Below are 15,915 nucleotides of genomic sequence, written 5' to 3'. Positions count from 1 at the left end.
TGGGAGCGTACAAAGCGTGCGCCAGGAACGAGGAGCGGTCAGGGTGCAGCGCTGGCGTGGCCTGGAGGAGGTCCCCGGGGACTGGGGGCGCAGCGTCGTCACCATCGGATCCTTCGACGGTGTGCACCGGGGTCATCAACTGATCATCGGCCGCACGGTCGAGCGTGCCCGTGAGCTGGGCGTACGGACCGTCGTGGTGACCTTCGACCCGCACCCGAGCGAGGTGGTCCGGCCGGGCAGCCACCCGCCGCTGCTGGCGCCGCAGCCGCGCCGGGCGGAGCTGATGGCCGAGCTGGGGGTGGACGCGGTGCTGGTGCTGCCGTTCACGCCGGAGTTCTCCAAGGAGACGCCGGAGGCCTTCGTCCAGCAGGTGCTGGTGGACGCGCTGCGTGCGCGGCTGGTCATCGAGGGGCCGAACTTCCGGTTCGGGCACAAGGCGGCCGGGAGCGTCGAGCTGCTCGCGGAGCTCGGCCGCAAGGCCGATTTCGAGGTCGAGGTGGTGGACCTCAAGGTGCGTGGAGCGGCCGGGGACGGCGAGCCCTTCTCGTCGACCCTGGTCCGCAGACTGATCTCGGAGGGGGACATGACGGGGGCGGCAGAGGTGCTGGGACGGCCGCACCGGGTCGAGGGCGTGGTGGTGCGCGGCGCGCAGCGCGGACGGGAGCTCGGCTTCCCGACGGCGAACGTGGAGACGGTGCCGCACAGCGCGATCCCGGCCGACGGGGTGTACGCGGGCTGGCTGACCGCCGGTGGCGAGCGGATGCCCGCCGCCATCTCGGTGGGGACCAACCCCACCTTCGACGGCACCCTGCGCACGGTGGAGGCGTACGCGATCGACCGGATCGGTCTCGACCTGTACGGCCTGCACGTGGCGGTGGACTTCCTGGCGTATCTGCGCGGGATGGAGAAGTTCGACTCGATCGAGGCGCTGCTGGATCGGATGGCCGACGACGTCAAGCGGGCGCGTGAACTGACCGACGGCTCCTGAGAGTCGGCCGCGGACAGCGGCGTGAAGCAGCGGACCCCGCCGACCAGCACGGTCGGCGGGGTCCGCTGCGTTGCGCGTCGCTCACTGCTGCGGGGGCGGCGGGTAGCCGTAACCCTGCGGGGGCTGCTGGCCCTCGGGCGGCGGCGGGTAGCCGTAGCCGGGGCGCTCGCCGGCCTGCTGGGTCCACTCCGGCGGCAGCGGCGTGCCGCCCTGCGGCGGGGCGGGGTACCCGGGCGGCGGGGTCTGGCCCGGCTGCGGCGCCCAGGGGGCGCCGGGCGCGGGCTGGCCGGGGTAGCCGCCGGGCGGGGGCGGCTGGTAGCCGCCCTGCTGCGGGTACTGCTGCTGCGGGTAGCCGCCGGCCTGCCCCTGCTGCGGGTACTGCTGCTGCGGGGCCCAGCCGCCCTGGGCCTGAGCCGCCTGCTGGGCGCGGGCGATGTCCTCGCCGACCAGGGTGGCCAGCTCGAAGTACGCGTCCCGGACCTTGGGCCGCATCATCGCCAGGTTGACCTCGGCACCGGCCGCCAGGCTCTCGTCGAAGGGCACCACGACGACGCCGCGGCAGCGGGTCTGGAAGTGCGCGACGATGTCCTCGACCTTGATCATCTTGCTGGTCTCGCGGACCCCGGAGACCACCGTGATCGAGCGCTGCACCAGGTCGGCGTAGCCGTGCGCGGAGAGCCAGTCCAGGGTGGTGGAGGCGCTGCTGGCACCGTCCACGCTGGGGGTGGAGACGATGATCAGCTGGTCGGCAAGGTCCAGCACCCCGCGCATCGCGCTGTACAGCAGACCGGTGCCGGAGTCGGTCAGGATGATCGGGTAGTGCTGGCCGAGCACCTGGATGACCTGGCGGTAGTCCGAGTCGTTGAAGGTGGTCGAGACGGCCGGGTCGACGTCGTTCGCCAGGATCTCCAGACCGGAGTTGAGGTCCTGGGAGGTGAACTGGCGGACGTCCATGTAGCTGCGCAGGTGCGGGATCGCGGTCACCAGGTCGCGGATGGTCGCACCGGTCTGGCGCTTGATCCGGCGGCCGAGCGTACCGGCGTCCGGGTTGGCGTCGATCGCGATCACCTTGTCCTGGCGCTCGCTGGCCAGGGTGGCCCCGAGCGAGGTGGTGGTCGTGGTCTTGCCGACACCGCCCTTGAGGCTGATCACCGCGATCCGGTAGCAGCTCATCACCGGCGTACGGATGATCTCCAGCCTGCGTGCCTTGTCGGCCTGCGCCGCCTTCCCGCCGAACTGGAAGCGGGGCTGCTGCCGCTGTGCCTTGGGCTGGCCGCGCAGCAGGCGGTCGGAGGACAGTTCCACCGCGGCCGTGTAACCGAGTGCGGCGCCGTGGGCCATCGGCTGCTGGCCGCCCTGCTGGTACGCCGCCGTCGCCTGCGGCACGGCCTGCTGGGGGTAGCTCTGTTGTTGTTGCTGCTGCGGGTAGCCGCCGGCCTGCGGCCAGCCGCCTTGCCGCGGGTCCACCGGAGGGGCGGGCATGGCGGGGGCGGTGGTCGGTGCTGGTGCCGGAGGCTGCTGCGGCCACGGTGCCTGCGGGTTCTGGGGTGCCTGCTGGGGATTCTGCGGAGGCTGGGGCGCCTGGGGCGCCTGCGGCGGAAGGGCCGCCTCCTGCGGGTACGGAGGTTGTGCCGGTACCGGCACGGGACCGGCCTGCGGCGCACCGTCGGCAGGCGGCCACGCCTGTGGCGGAACCGGCTGCTCGGGGGCGGCCGGAGCCGGAGCCGGGGCAGGCACCGGAGCGGGGGCCGCCGCAGTCTCGACGGGTGCGGACACGGGCTGCGCCGCCGACTCCACCGGTGCGGGCGGCGGAGTGGGTGCGGCGACCGGAGCCGGGGCAGGGGCCGGAGCCGGGGCAGGGGCCGGAGCAGGCGGCACCGGCTCCGCGGCGGGCACCTCGGCGTGCGGTGCGGGCTGGGGCTGCTCACCGCCGGCGTACGGGTTGTTCGGCACGGCGGACGGGCCCGGTGCCGGCGGTACGGGCGCCGGGGCCGGAGCCGCCTCCGCGACCGGCACGGGCGCCGGGGCCGGAGCCGGGGCGGGCGCGGGTGCCGGTACCGGGGTGGGTGTGGGTGCGGGCGTCGGCGCGGTCGCGGGCGTCGGCGCGGGTGCGCCCGCCTGGGGCTCCGCGCTCTGGGTGTACCAGGACGGCGGCGAGTAGTCAGGAACGTCCGACCAGTCGTCGTCGTCTTCTGCCGCGTTGTCGCCGACGTAGACGCCGTCCCGATCGCTGCTCACTTGGGCTCCCTCGTTTTCGCCGCCGCTGATTCGCGGTGCCGTCGGGCATCAAGACTAGGACGTGACTCGCGGTCACCTGAAGGCGGTGCCGGAACTCACGCCAGGGTTCACGTGCCTTCACCAGGGCTTCGAGGGGCGTTGACAACCGCCTTTGGAGTGAATCTCACCGGCTGTTCACCTCCTCCCCCTGGAGGCACTTCGTTGACTGGCGGGCCGTGGGGGCGAGGGGAGCCACGTACGACGGAAGGATTCCGCGTCGGGCGGCCCCGGGCGGCCGGCCCGGTCGCACCCCGATGGCCCCCGTGGGCACTGCGACCTGCCGACCGCGCTCGGTGCGGGCCTGGATTCCTCCGCCTCGCGCGGTTCCCCGCGCCCCCACGGCGCTCCGCTCAGTCCATTCGCCGCGGGCCGCCCAGCAACTGGCCCTCCGACTCGACCGGGTTGGTCATCACGAACTGCTGCCGCATCCTGGTCGCCCAGAGCGTGATGTTGTCGGGCAGCGTCGGCAGCGACGTCACGTCCTGCTCGCCGAGCGAGAGGACCCGCGCGACGACCTCGGCCTCCTGCGGCGAGATCCGCTGGAGGCCGACCAGGTCGGCGGAGTTGAGCACCCGGGCTGCGTTCGGTCCCAGGTAGGGCAGCAGGGTGAGGGTGGTCTGCCACGGGGTGGCGGACAGCCGGCTGCGCGGCGGCCGGGCACCAAGGTCGCGGACCACCAGCACCGGTGAGGTGACCGAGGCACCCTGGGCGCCGAGGCGCCCGACGTGATGCACCGTCACACAGGGCTGGCCGCCGCCGGCAGCCTGAGCCAGCGGCCCCCAGGCCTGCGGGCGTCCGGTCTCCACGGCGACCCGGGCACCGGTGGCGGCGGCCCGCAGCGCGATGATCTGCGCCGTCCACATGCCGCCGACCAGCACCACCTCGTACGGGGTCGGCCGGAACAGCCCCAGCACGGCGGGCTGCTGCTGCGCGTCGACGCCGATGACCACACCGTCGTCGCCGACCGGGAAGGAGAGTGCGGAGAGGTCCTCGGGAGCGAGGACGTGCTGCTCACGGCGCGGGCCGCGCAGGCCGAAGCCCGGCCGGATCCGCAGCGCGCTGCGGGTGCGGTCGGCCTCTGAATCGGCCGGCTGGGCGGGGTAGGTCTGATAGGCCATCAGGAAGTCCCTCCCAGGGGCAGCGTGGCGAGCAGACCGGGCGCCTGCTCCTGGTCGAGCCGGGTCAGGCCGACACCGGCACTCTGTGCGCGGGTCTCGACGAGCCGCCCGATCTGGGTGACCTCGCTCTCGCTGCGCCCGGTCACCCGGACGTGCCCGCTGATGCCGACCGAACCGCCGGTGCCCCGCCTCGCGGTGAGGCTGAAGGTGCTCGCCAGCGCGGGGGTGCCGGTGACCAGGTTGACCAGGTCGGGGGCGGCGATCCGGCCGGGGGTGCCACCGGGGCGGCTGAGCTGCGGCCACTTGGAGATCCAGTACGTGCTGTGCCAGCGGTCGTCGATCCGCCAGAACTTGCGGCTCTCCTGGGTCCGGCGGCTGCTTCCGCCACCGCCGCCGGTGCCCTGACGGCCCGCCACCGCGATCGGGTTGGCGCAGATCGAGATGGCCAGCGCGGCGATCAGCTCGCGCTCGTCCAGCACGGTGGCGGTGAAACCGGCGCCGTTGAGCCGTCCGGCCAGCTGGTCGGTCACCCGCTGGAGTGCCTTGCGGGCGCCCTCCTCGCCGCCGCCGCGGGCCAGTACGGCGGTGGCCGCCGCCTCGGGGTCGAGCTTCAGTGCGACCCAGGTGAGCCGCAGGCCCGGGGTGCTGAGGCCGTCCTGCAGCTGGTGGTAGGCGCGGGCGGCGAGCGACTGCTCGGGCAGGTGCGGGGCGGGCGCGGGCTGGGTGTGCTGGACCAGCTGGACCGACTCCAGGGCGATGTCGTCCACCTGGAGCGCCGAGCAGATCACGTCCAGCGGCAGCGGCAGGGTGGTGCGGGCGGGCCGCAGCGGCTGGTCCTTGGACTGCACCAGCAGGATGGAGGTCAGGAAGGTGCCGTCGCCGACCATTCCGGTCTCGCGCCGCAGCGGGCGGCCGCCGCCGAGGTCGGCCTCGGTGGCGTGGGTGTAGGTGCGCAGTGCCGGCTCGACCTCGAGCGCGGGCGCCAGCGCCGGGTCGGTGCCCGGCGGAGGCACGTTGAGCTGGGCCTGCTTGCGGCGGGCGCCGTAGCCCATCCGCACCTGCAGTCCCTCGGGCAGGACACGGCCGCCCAGCGGCAGCAGTGCGACGACCACCAGCAGCACCGCGGGCACCGCGAACACCCCGGCCATCGCCTTGCTGATGGTCCAGCCGACCGCGACCAGCGCGGCGGCGACCTCGATGAGAACGAGCTGCTGCAGGCGCAGACGGGTTCCGAGCAGGCCGGGACGCGGGTGGACCTTCACCGCGATCGGGGCGGTGCCGCCCCCGGACCGCGCCGGTGTCGAGCGGCGCGTCCCCCTGCCCCCGTTCCGTCGGCCGCCGTTGCTCCTGCCGTGCGATGTGCTGCGTCGCTCTGGAGCGGTCTGGCTTGGCATCCCCCGCGTGAACCTCTCTGATCAGATATCACGGCCCGGTTGGCTGGTCGGCACACCGGACCCGTACCGTACTCACCGTCTGCTGCCGCATCGTAGAGGCTTTGCATCGTAGAGGGTTCGCTGCACCTCGTGCCCGCCGGGTGGCAGACTCGCGCATGGACCAATCGTGCTGACGTACGCACAGGTGCCGGGCCGAGGCTGTCGGGCCAGTCCGGCTGTCGGTCGAACAGGGGAGACGACAAGATGGCATCACGCCGCGACGAACTCAACGCCTATACCTTCGCGCGCAAGCGCATGGTCGGCGCCTTCCTGCAGCCGGGGGGTGGCGGCAGTGACGAGGACGCCCCGCGTCCGGTGCGGGCCGTGCTGCCGAGCATCGTGGTGGCGGCCGTCGTGGTGGCCGGCTTCGGGATGTGGGGCGTCATCAAGCCCACCGCGCCCAAGGGTTGGGACGACGGCAAGAGCATCATCCAGGGCAAGGACTCCACCACCCGCTACGTGGTGCTGGTCGACCCCAAGACCAACGAGAAGTACCTGCACCAGGTGCTGAACATGGCTTCGGCCAGGCTGGTGCTGCCGGCCGGGGCCAAGGTCGTGCCGGTGGTGGACTCGGCGCTGGACGCGTACAAGAACCACGGCGCGACCATCGGCATCCCGTACGCCCCGGACCGGCTGCCCACCTCGGACGACGCTTCGCAGGCGAAGCTCTGGTCGGTCTGCGACCGGCCGGGAGTGGGCGGGCAGCAGGCGACCATCAACCAGTCGGTGTTCGTCGCGGCCGACAGCGAGAAGAAGATGCTGCAGCGGCCGGACCTGGTGCTGGGCAGCGGTCAGTGGCTGTTCGTGCAGGGCCCGCAGGACGGTGCGCAGGACATCAACAACAAGGACCTGCCGGCCAGCGAGTACCTGATCGACCAGGCGGGCATGAAGCACGCGCTCGGTGACAACAGCACCGATCCGATCGACCGCCACGCGATGGAGGCGGCGCTGTTCGGCAGCGACGCCACGCGGGAGCAGGTCTCCAAGGAGTGGCTGGCCACCCTGGGGGACGGGGCGCCCATCAAGTTCCCCACCATGCCCTCCGGCAACAACATCGGTGCGCATTCCACCGTGAACATCACGCAGCAGAGCGAGCGGAAGGTCGGACGGCTGCTGTCGTTCCAGGACAAGACCTACTACGTGGTGGGCGCACAGAACCTCTACCAGATCTCCGCCTTCCAGGCCGAACTGATGCGCAACAGCCGGGCGTTGAAGGACGCCTACCCCTCGGGTACGACGCCGAAGTTCGCCGAGCTCTCGCCGAACGACTACGCGAGCCTCAAGGACAGCGTCGTCACCAAGATGATGGACGACGACCCCAAGGACATGCCGAAGGAGAAGCCCGCCGAGCACGCGGTCAACGACGGCAAGGGGGCCCGTACGGTGCTCTGCAGCACCTTCGAGGGCTGGGACAGCGACAAGAACGTCAAGCGTTCGGTCTGGGCCCACACCGAGTACCCCGCCCAGGTCAGCAGCGGCTCCGCCAGTGCGCACGTCTCGCCGGGCCACGGCCTGCTGTTCCGCGCGGTGGACGGCAAGGGCGGCGGTGACAGCTCGGGCAGCAACTTCCTGATCACCGAGACCGGTCTGCGCTACTCGGTGCCGAGCAACAACGACGGCCCCAACGCCAAGGGGGCGCCGCCGGCGACGAGCGCGCCCGCCGACCCGCAGGGCGGTGCGGCGCAGCAGCAGGGCAACGAGGCGCAGGCCCGGCTGGGCTACGACAAGGTGCAGCCGACCCTGGTCCCGCGCGCGTGGTCCGACCTGGTCCCGGCCGGGCCGGTGCTCAACACCAGTGCCGCGCTCCAGGCGCAGAACGCCTGATACACCGTTATGACACTGCGTCAGTCGAACAGCTGGCGCAGTGTCATCATCTCGTAACTGCCGCACTCCCGGTGTTGGGTGACTTGCGGATGGCGACTACAGTGCTTCAGGACATCACACCGTGATGTTTGACGGATGGTCCGTGCCAGGGCTGTCAGTCAGGATGTCTGTTCTCATGGGGGACGGTGGACCATGTCTGGTCAGTTCACGACGACCGCTGAAGAAATGACGGCTTTCGCCAACCGGATCGGTGAGGTGAACGCCCAGGTCCAGGGGGAGATCGGTCGGCTCAACACGCTCGTCGACGAGATCCAGGCCGGCTGGAAGGGCCAGGCTGCTGAGGCCTACAAGCAGCTGCAGCACCGTTTCAACGACGACGCGACCGCGCTGAACAAGGTGCTCGACGAGATCAAGCAGGCGATCGAGGCCACGACCAAGGCGTACTCGCAGACCGAGCAGGAGCAGCAGTCGTCGATGAGGGGCTCGTTCTGAGCCACGGCGCCGAAACGCCCGTAACTCATCGGCCGCTGTGACGGCCGCCGCGATTCCATCCAGAAGGAGACACCGTGTCCGACGCGAGCATTCTCGTTAATTTCTCCACCATCCAGAACGCCAGCCAGGAGGTCCGCCAGACCGCTGCGCGCATCCAGTCGCAGCTGGACGAGCTGAAGGCCGGCGTCACCCGGATCGCCAGCAGCTGGGCGGGCGCGGCGCAGGAGGGCTACCAGGCCCGCCAGCGCGAGTGGGACACCAAGGCCGCTGACCTGCAGCAGGCCCTGGGCCAGATCGCCACCTCGCTGGACAACGCCGCGCAGAGCTACCAGTCGACCGAGCAGCGCAACCAGGCGATCTGGGGCGGCTGAGCCGGGGCCCTGCACCGGGGTACGGCAGTAGTGCACATGGGGCGGGTGTCCGGACGGGCGCCCGCCCTGGGCCTGTTCAAGGCCCTGGCGCGCGGGCGACCGCGCGCACGACATCGGGTGGATCAGAGGGGAAGACAGGTGTCGTTGGGTACCTACCGCAGGGCTGCCGCGGGACTGGTCGCACTGGGGGTGATCGGGACCCTGGCGAGTGTGCCCGCGTACGCGGCGCAGCCCTCGCCGGATCCGAGTGACTCCGCGGCCCTGCGCTGGTCGCCGCTGGGGATCGCGGCGTCCGGCGAGTGCGGCAACCCGGCCGCGGACGTCCAGGGCGTGCCGTGGGCGCTCCAGCGGGTGCTGCTCGACCAGCTCTGGAACGGCGGCAAGGAGCGGGGTCTCAAGCCCGATGGCAAGACCCCGGTCGAAGTCGCGGTGATCGACACCGGGGTGGACAACAGGAACCCGCAGCTGGACGGCAAGGTGGATGCCGGCCCGTCGCTCCTGAAGGACAAGGACGGCAAGCAGGTCGACGGCAAGAGCACCGATGACACGGTCGGCCACGGCACCAAGGTGGCGGGGATCATCGCGGCCAAGCCGTACTCGGCGACGGGTTTCGTCGGACTGGCGCCGGACGCCAGGATCTACGCGATCCGGCAGAACGACAGCCAGGGCAGCGGTGACGTGTCGACTCTGATCGACGCGGTCAAGGATGCGATCAAGGCCAACGTCGACGTCATCAACATCTCGCAGGATGTCCGGGCGACCGACGACAGCGGCAACTTCCCCCAGAAGGATGACCTCAAGGCCGTCCTCAAGCAGGCCGACGACCAGGGCATCGTCGTGGTCGCCTCCTCCGGGAACGACGGGCGGGAGGGGCCCACCTACCCGGCGGCCTTCGACACCGTGCTGGCGGTCGGCGCCTCGGACCGCAACAACGAGCGCGCCTCGTTCTCGCAGTACGGGGACTTCGTGAAGATCGCGGCGCCGGGCGTGGAGATGCTCTCCACCGTTCCCGGACACGGTCAGTGCGTGGACAACGGCACCAGCTTCTCCGCCCCCTACGTGGCGGGGGTGGCCGCGCTGCTGAAGGCGAAGTACCCGAAGTGGACGGCCGCGCAGATCCGGGCCCGGATCGAGCAGACCGCGCAGCGCACCGGGCCCGGTGCCAACCGGTTCATCGGCTGGGGCGTGGTCGACCCGGTGAAGGCCGTCAGCAGCGACGCCCCGCCCGAGGAGGACCCGGTTCCCGACAAGCCGGTGCAGCTGGACACCACGAAGATCGTCGCGCAGCCGCTCGGCCTCGGGGAGACCCAGGCGCAGAAGGACAGCCGGACCGGCACCTATGCGGTGGGCGTGGGCGCGCTGCTGGTCGCCGGGCTGGCAGGCAGCGCGATCGTGGTCCGGGACCGCAGGCGCCGCAACGAGGGCTGACATCCAAAGGACGGCCGCGGGCCCGGCCCCCCGGGTGGGGAGCCGGGCCCGCGGCCGTCCCGGTGCTCAGACCCGCTCGTCCTCGGGCAGGGTGATCACCCAGTGGGTGTCCTGGCGGGGGCGGAGGTAGCAGACCCAGTACAGCGAGGCGGCGACGGTGATGGCGCCGGTCCACAGCAGCGCGGTGACGTCCAGCTGGGTCAGCACGTAGCCGAGCGCCGCGATCAGCAGGACCGGCAGCACCGGCCAGAGCGGCTGGCGCCAGGCCGGGGCGTCCTTGTGCTGTGCACGGCGGGAGAACAGGGCGGCGACGGCGACCAGCAGGTAGAGCGCGGCGACCGCGACACCGGTGATGTTGGTCAGCAGGGTGTTCGGCACGAAGCAGAGCACCGCGCCGGGGACGCCGACGGCCAGCGTGGAGACCCACGGCGCGCTGAAGCGGTTCAGGGTGCCGAAGGCCCGGTTGACGGACTCGGGCCAGGCCCGGTCGCGGCCGGAGGCGAAGAGCACCCGGGAGTTCTGGATGACCATCACGATGCCGGCGTTGATGATGGCCAGCGCGATGCAGAGGCTGATGAAGGTGCCGAGGGCGGAGTTGCTCCAGCCGACCACCATGCCGGAGATGTCGCCGGCGGTCAGCGTGGCCAGGTCGGGGGCGCCCATGGTGATGGCGACGACCGGGACCATGATCACCACGACCGAGAGCGCGAGCGTCCACAGCACGGTGCGGGCGACGTTGCGGCGCGGGTCCTCCAGCTCCTCGGAGAGGTAGATCGCGGTGCTGAAGCCCTGGGTGACGAACAGGGCGGTGCCCATCGCGGCCAGGATCGCGGCCATGCCGACCGGGCTGGTGGCACCGCTCGCGTCGGCGGACACGCCGTGCAGCAGGCTGCCCAGGCCGCGCTCGGTGTGTGCGAAGCCCAGGAAGGAGACCACGGCGGCGGCGATCACCTCGAGGACCAGGAAGATACCGGTGATCCAGGCGTTGGCCCGCAGGTCGAGCAGGCCGGCGACGGTGGCGGCCAGCATCACGCCGGCGCCGGCGACCGCCGGGTCGATGTGCACGATCGGGGCCAGGTAGTCGGCGGTACCGAGGGCGATGACCGAGGGCACGATCATCACCACGATCAGGGACTGGATGAACACCAGCCACCCGGTGAACCGGCCCGCGAGGGTGCCGACCATCGCGTACTCGCCGCCGGCGCTCGGGACCAGGGTGCCGAGCTCGGAGTAGCAGAACGCCACCGCGACGCAGATGAGCGCTCCGATGCCGATGGTCAGCGCGGTGGCGGTGCCGAGGCTGTTGAAGAGGCTCGGCACGATCACGAACAGCGAGGACGCCGGGGTCACGCAGGAGAGCGTGAGCAGGGTCCCGCCCACGACACCGAGCGAACGGCTGAGCTTCGTCGGCGCTCCGTCGAGGCTCTCAGCCGCCGTGGTGGGGGCTGCGGCGAGTGGCGGGCGAAGCGTGTCGGTCATGGGCGTTCCGATCGGCTCGTGAGGTCGTGGGGAGGGAGCGCTATCGCCTCCAGTGGCTGGTGTCGGTCCCGGTCGCTCCCGGAGCCATGGAACAGGGGCGTATAGATCGCGTCAACGGCCGAACTGCTTCGGAATCCGCAGGCCGAAGCGGGCCGGACAGGGGATCCTATGGCTGCGCGGGGCGATCACCGAGCATGTCCTATTTGTTACCTTCGCCATGCCGTATTTGAATCAAAGGTGAACGCAGATTGCCGCCCGTGAATCCAAGGCTCCCTGCTGGGTGGGCCGCTGCTGGCCCAGGCGCCCCGCCAGGCCCCCGCGCCGCCCGCTCCCGCAACGAGAACCGCAGCAAAGTCATGCAAGAAACTCGATAACGTTTCAGCACCTGGGACGGCAGAGGCCGGGTCCGTCACCGGACCCGGCCTCTGTTCGTCACTCGGTGCTACGACACCGCCCGCTGTTACGGCGCGGGCGTCCAGCCGACCTGGACGGTCTGGCCCGCCGTCATCCGGCGGGTGACGTAGATGCCACGGCCCGGCGGCAGCGGCTGCGGCTTGGCCGTGCCGAGCAGCGCACCCTCGTTCTTGTCACCGGAGAGCAGCAGGCCCTGGCCGCCCAGCTCGCGCATCCGCTGCATGATCGGCTCGAAGAGCGACCGGCCGGCACCACCGGCGCTGCGCGCGATGATGATGCGCAGACCGATGTCGCGGGCGAACGGCAGGAACTCGCCCAGCGGCGCCATCGGGTTGCCCGACTGGGTGGCGACCAGCTCGTAGTCGTCCACGATCACGAACATGTCCTTGCCGCTGTACCAGCTGCGGTTGCGCAGCTGCTCGGGCGTGACGTCCGGTCCCGGCAGACGGCGGGCGCAGGCTCCGCGGAGCATCTCCACGATCGAGGACATGGCGGGCGCGGCCGCCGCGTACTCGACCAGGTACTCCGGCGGCACCACGCCCAGCAGCGAGCGGCGGAAGTCGCCGATCACGATGCCGGCCTGGTCCGGGGTGTAGCGCTCGGTGATCTGCTTGATCAGCATGCGCAGCACCGCGGACTTGCCGGACTCGCTCTCACCGAAGACCACGAACATCGGGTCGGTCTCGAAGTTGAGGAAGACCGGCGCGAGTTCGGTCTCGTCGACGGCGAAGGCGACACCGAGTTCGGGGTGCTCGAAGCCCTTGGGCAGCGAGTTCCCGTCGAGCACTGCGGGCAGCATGCGCACCTGCGGCGCGCGCGGCCCGGTCCAGGCCCCGTTGACCGCCTCGACCAGGCCGGCCAGGCCGTCGCCGAGGTCGTCGATGGTGGACTTGCCGTCCAGGCGCGGCAGGCCGGCCAGGAAGTGCAGCTTGTCCGCGGTGAGGCCGCGGCCGGGCGAGTTCGCCGGGACGTTCACCGCGACCTTGCGGTCGATCTCCGACTCCATCGAGTCACCGAGCTTCAGCTCGGTGCGGTTCTGCAGCAGGTCCTTGAGTGCCGGGCGGACCTCGGCGTACCGGGAGGCGGTCACGATGACGTGGACGCCGTAGCCGAGACCGCGCGCGGCGATGTCGGAGATGACCGGCTCCAGCGCCTCGAACTCCTGCTTGAAGGTGAGCCAGCCGTCGATGATCAGGAAGACGTCGCCGTGCAGCTCGTCCGGCAGCTGGCCATTGGCCCGCCTGGACCGGAACGTGCCGACGGTGTCGATCCCGGCCGCGCGGAACAGCTCCTCACGGTGGTTGAGGACGCCGTGCACCTCGCTGACCATGCGGCGCACCTTGTCGACGTCCAGTCGCCCGGCGACGCCACCGACGTGCGGCAGGCCCTCCAGGCTCTGGAAACCGCCACCACCGAAGTCCAGCAGGTAGAACTGCGTCTCCATCGGGGTGTGGGTGACCGAGAAGCTCGCCACCAGGGTCCGGACCAGGGTGGACTTGCCGGAGCGCGGACCGCCGATGATCAGACCGTGACCGGCCGCACCCGAGTAGTCCTGCTCCAGCACGTCGCGGCGCTGGTCGCGCGGCTTGTCGACGATGCCGACCGGCACCTTCAGGGTGCCGACCTTGCCGAAGTCCGAGGAGGTGAGCCCGCGTTCGGGGGTGACCTGGAGCGGCAGCACCAGCCCGTCGATGCTGGGGGCGTCCTCCAGCGGCGGCAGCCACACCTGGTGGGCGGGCGGGCCCTGCCCGAGCATCCGCTGGACGAAGACGTCCAGCATGGTGTCGAGCAGCGAGTCGTCGATCTCCTCGACCTCCTCGACGACCTCCTCGACCACCGGCTCGATGATCGGCACCTCGGCCGCGGTGAACAGCACCGGCTGCGCGGTGATCACCTGGCCGCTGCTGGTGCGCTGCTGGCCCGGCGGGCGGTAGGGGCCCGAGACGTACGCGGCGCGGAAGCGCTCCATCACGTCGGAACCGAACTTCAGGTAACCGACACCCGGGATCGGCGGCAGGTGGTAGGCGTCCGGCACACCGATCGCGGCCCGCGACTCGGCGGCCGAGAAGGTGCGCAGACCCAGACGGTAGGAGAGGAAGGTGTCCAGACCGCGGAGCTTGCCCTCCTCGAGGCGCTGCGAGGCGAGCAGCATGTGCATGCCCAGCGAACGGCCGATACGGCCGATCTGGATGAACAGATCGATGAAGTCCGGCTTCGCGGTGAGGAGTTCGGAGAACTCATCGATGATCATCAGCAGCGAGGGCAGCGGGTCGAGGGCCGCACCGGCGGCACGGGCCCGCTCGTACTCGTTGATGTTGGCGTAGTTGCCCGCCGCGCGCAGCAGTTCCTGGCGGCGGTTCATCTCGCCCTCGATCGCGTCGCGCATGCGGTCGATCAGGGTGGCTTCGCCCTCGAGGTTGGTGATCACGGCCGCGGTGTGCGGCATCTCCGCCATACCGGCGAAGGTGGCACCACCCTTGAAGTCCGCGAGGACCAGGTTGAGGACCTCGGAGGAGTGGGTCACTGCGAGCGCCAGCACGATGGTGCGGAGCACCTCGGACTTGCCGGAACCGGTGGCGCCGACGCACATGCCGTGCGGGCCCATGCCCTGCAGCGAGGCTTCCTTGATGTCCAGCCAGACGTACTCGCCGTTCTGGCCGACACCCAGCGGGACCTTGAGCTTCTCGGCGATCGGACGCGGACGCCAGTGCCGGGCCGGGTCGAAGGAGCCCGGGTCACCGGTGCTCATCATCTCGGTGAAGTCCATGCTGACCAGCGACGGGTCGCCGTCGTCCCCGCCGGCCGAGACCCGGAACGGTGCCAGCTGGCGCGCCAGCGCCTCGGACTGCCAGGAGGACAGGGTGTCCGGCTTGCCGGAGTACGAGGCGCCGGAGGCGGACTCCAGCAGCAGCTCGTCCTTGGTCAGAGAGATCACCAAGTGTCCGCTGGGCTCGTCCAGTTCACCCGGGACGACCTCGATCACGGTGACGCCCTGGACGCCCTCCGCACCGGCCAGCGCCGAGTCGGGCGGCACCGAGGCGCCGTCCATGATGACCACGATGTGCGGCTGGTCGGGAGACGGCACGGTGTCGCGGGAGAAGCCCTTGCGGCCCGCCAGCTCGTTCTCCAGCAGGTACTCCAGCTCACCGAGCCCGGTCGCGATCAGGCGGCGGGAACCCGCGCCGTCGCTGTCCTTGCGGTGCTGGGTGTGCGGCAGCCACTTCGCCCACTCCCACTCCTCCACCGCGCCCGGCGCGGCGGCGACCGCGATGACCAGGTCATCGGGCGAGTGCAGGGTGGTCAACTGGGCGATCATCGCCCGGACGTTGCCGTACACGGTGTCCGGATCGCCGCAGACGGTGATGTGGTAGAAGGCGCGCAGCGAGACCGCCAGCGGCAGGTCCTGCAGAGTGCCGTGCGCGGTGAGGAAGTTCTTCATCGCAGCGGCGGCCAGCGGCTCCAACTCGTCCAGCGGCGCGGTCTGCGGTGCCACCAGCGGCGTGGACAGCTGCTGTGGACCGCGGCCGAGCCTGATCTGGGCGAAGTCCGGGTCACCGGGCCTGCGTTCCCACAGCCGGCGGCCCTCCGCCACGATCGACCACAGCTGGTCGGGCTCCGGGTGCAGGAACAGCTGGGCGCCGCGCTGGCGCTCGGCCGTACGGCGCACCTGGCGGCGCATCTGCTGCAGGTACTTCAGGTAGTCGCGGCGCTCGTCCGCGGTGCCCGCGTTGCCGCCCTTGCGTGCCTTGATCATCTGGGCCACCGCCATACCCGCGGTGGAGGCGACCATCAGGACACCCATCATCTTCTGCGGCCCCTGGGCACCGGGCGAGAAGAGGAACGCTGCGGACCCACCCATGCCGAGCAACGGCAACAGGGACATCAGCCAGTCCTCGCCACCCGCTCTGGGCAGCTCCGGCGGAGGCACCAGCTCCACCGGCTCGTCCGGCACCGCGGGCGGATACGCCCGCGCCGGACGCTTGACGGTAACCACACTCATGCGACCTCCTCGCTTCGCTCGTCGGCCGCTTCGCGAAACTCGCACCTTCTAACGGTTCGCTCGCTTCGCTCGCCCACTGGCATCAGCCCTC

At 71.1% G+C, this 15,915-nt stretch carries 10 protein-coding genes; 5 read left to right on the top strand and 5 right to left on the bottom strand.

The window, feature by feature from the left end; all coding sequences use genetic code 11:
- Positions 1–43 precede the first annotated feature (43 nt).
- On the top strand, positions 44–988 hold the full coding sequence (locus ABD369_RS33980; RefSeq protein ID WP_344640479.1) for a bifunctional riboflavin kinase/FAD synthetase: 945 nt from the start codon (positions 44–46) through the stop codon (positions 986–988).
- 81 nt (positions 989–1,069) lie between these two features.
- Here ABD369_RS33980 and ABD369_RS33975 read toward each other — a convergent pair whose 3' ends face one another.
- From ABD369_RS33975 to eccE, 3 genes are all read right to left on the bottom strand, one after another.
- The gene (locus ABD369_RS33975; RefSeq protein ID WP_344640478.1) at positions 1,070–3,226 is read right to left on the bottom strand and encodes a nucleotide-binding protein; all 2,157 of its coding nucleotides are present in this window, start codon (positions 3,224–3,226) and stop codon (positions 1,070–1,072) included.
- Positions 3,227–3,615: 389 nt separating this feature from the next.
- Positions 3,616–4,383: a hypothetical protein gene (locus ABD369_RS33970; RefSeq protein ID WP_344640477.1), complete on the bottom strand. Its 768-nt coding sequence runs from the start codon at positions 4,381–4,383 to the stop codon at positions 3,616–3,618.
- The gene (eccE, locus tag ABD369_RS33965) at positions 4,383–5,645 is read right to left on the bottom strand and encodes a type VII secretion protein EccE (protein WP_344640476.1); all 1,263 of its coding nucleotides are present in this window, start codon (positions 5,643–5,645) and stop codon (positions 4,383–4,385) included. Before eccE ends, ABD369_RS33970 begins: the two co-directional genes overlap by 1 nt.
- Before the next feature lie 375 nt (positions 5,646–6,020).
- Between eccE and eccB the strand changes: the two genes are divergently transcribed.
- From eccB to mycP, 4 genes are all read left to right on the top strand, one after another.
- Positions 6,021–7,640 carry a type VII secretion protein EccB gene (gene eccB, locus ABD369_RS33960; RefSeq protein WP_344640475.1) on the top strand — a complete coding sequence of 540 codons (1,620 nt, stop codon included), beginning with the start codon at positions 6,021–6,023 and terminating at the stop codon, positions 7,638–7,640.
- A gap of 135 nt (positions 7,641–7,775) precedes the next feature.
- Positions 7,776–8,132, top strand: a complete 357-nt coding sequence (locus ABD369_RS33955) for a WXG100 family type VII secretion target (protein WP_344640474.1) — start codon at positions 7,776–7,778, stop codon at positions 8,130–8,132.
- A gap of 74 nt (positions 8,133–8,206) precedes the next feature.
- Positions 8,207–8,503, top strand: a complete 297-nt coding sequence (locus ABD369_RS33950) for a WXG100 family type VII secretion target (RefSeq protein WP_344640473.1) — start codon at positions 8,207–8,209, stop codon at positions 8,501–8,503.
- Between the two features lie 138 nt (positions 8,504–8,641).
- The gene (mycP, locus tag ABD369_RS33945) at positions 8,642–9,931 is read left to right on the top strand and encodes a type VII secretion-associated serine protease mycosin (protein WP_344640472.1); all 1,290 of its coding nucleotides are present in this window, start codon (positions 8,642–8,644) and stop codon (positions 9,929–9,931) included.
- 66 nt (positions 9,932–9,997) lie between these two features.
- On the opposite strand, the gene ABD369_RS33940 is transcribed toward mycP, so the two are convergent.
- The gene (locus tag ABD369_RS33940) at positions 9,998–11,410 is read right to left on the bottom strand and encodes an APC family permease (RefSeq protein ID WP_344640471.1); all 1,413 of its coding nucleotides are present in this window, start codon (positions 11,408–11,410) and stop codon (positions 9,998–10,000) included.
- A 460-nt stretch (positions 11,411–11,870) separates the two neighbouring features.
- Positions 11,871–15,824, bottom strand: a complete 3,954-nt coding sequence (gene eccCa, locus ABD369_RS33935) for a type VII secretion protein EccCa (protein WP_344640470.1) — start codon at positions 15,822–15,824, stop codon at positions 11,871–11,873.
- Positions 15,825–15,915: the final 91 nt, after the last annotated feature.

The sequence above is a fragment of the Kitasatospora cystarginea genome (genome assembly GCF_039533515.1).
Classification (GTDB): domain Bacteria; phylum Actinomycetota; class Actinomycetes; order Streptomycetales; family Streptomycetaceae; genus Kitasatospora; species Kitasatospora cystarginea.
Note: the sequence above shows the minus strand (reverse complement) of the source record. Positions and strands in the feature narration are given on the sequence as shown.

Coding starts and splice junctions, on each gene's coding strand:
- ABD369_RS33940 (WP_344640471.1), bottom strand. CDS start 11,410: ATGACCGACACGCTTCGCCCGCCACTCGCCGCAGCCCCCACCACGGCG.
- eccB (WP_344640475.1), top strand. CDS start 6,021: ATGGCATCACGCCGCGACGAACTCAACGCCTATACCTTCGCGCGCAAG.
- ABD369_RS33955 (WP_344640474.1), top strand. CDS start 7,776: ATGGTCCGTGCCAGGGCTGTCAGTCAGGATGTCTGTTCTCATGGGGGA.
- ABD369_RS33970 (WP_344640477.1), bottom strand. CDS start 4,383: ATGGCCTATCAGACCTACCCCGCCCAGCCGGCCGATTCAGAGGCCGAC.
- eccCa (WP_344640470.1), bottom strand. CDS start 15,824: ATGAGTGTGGTTACCGTCAAGCGTCCGGCGCGGGCGTATCCGCCCGCG.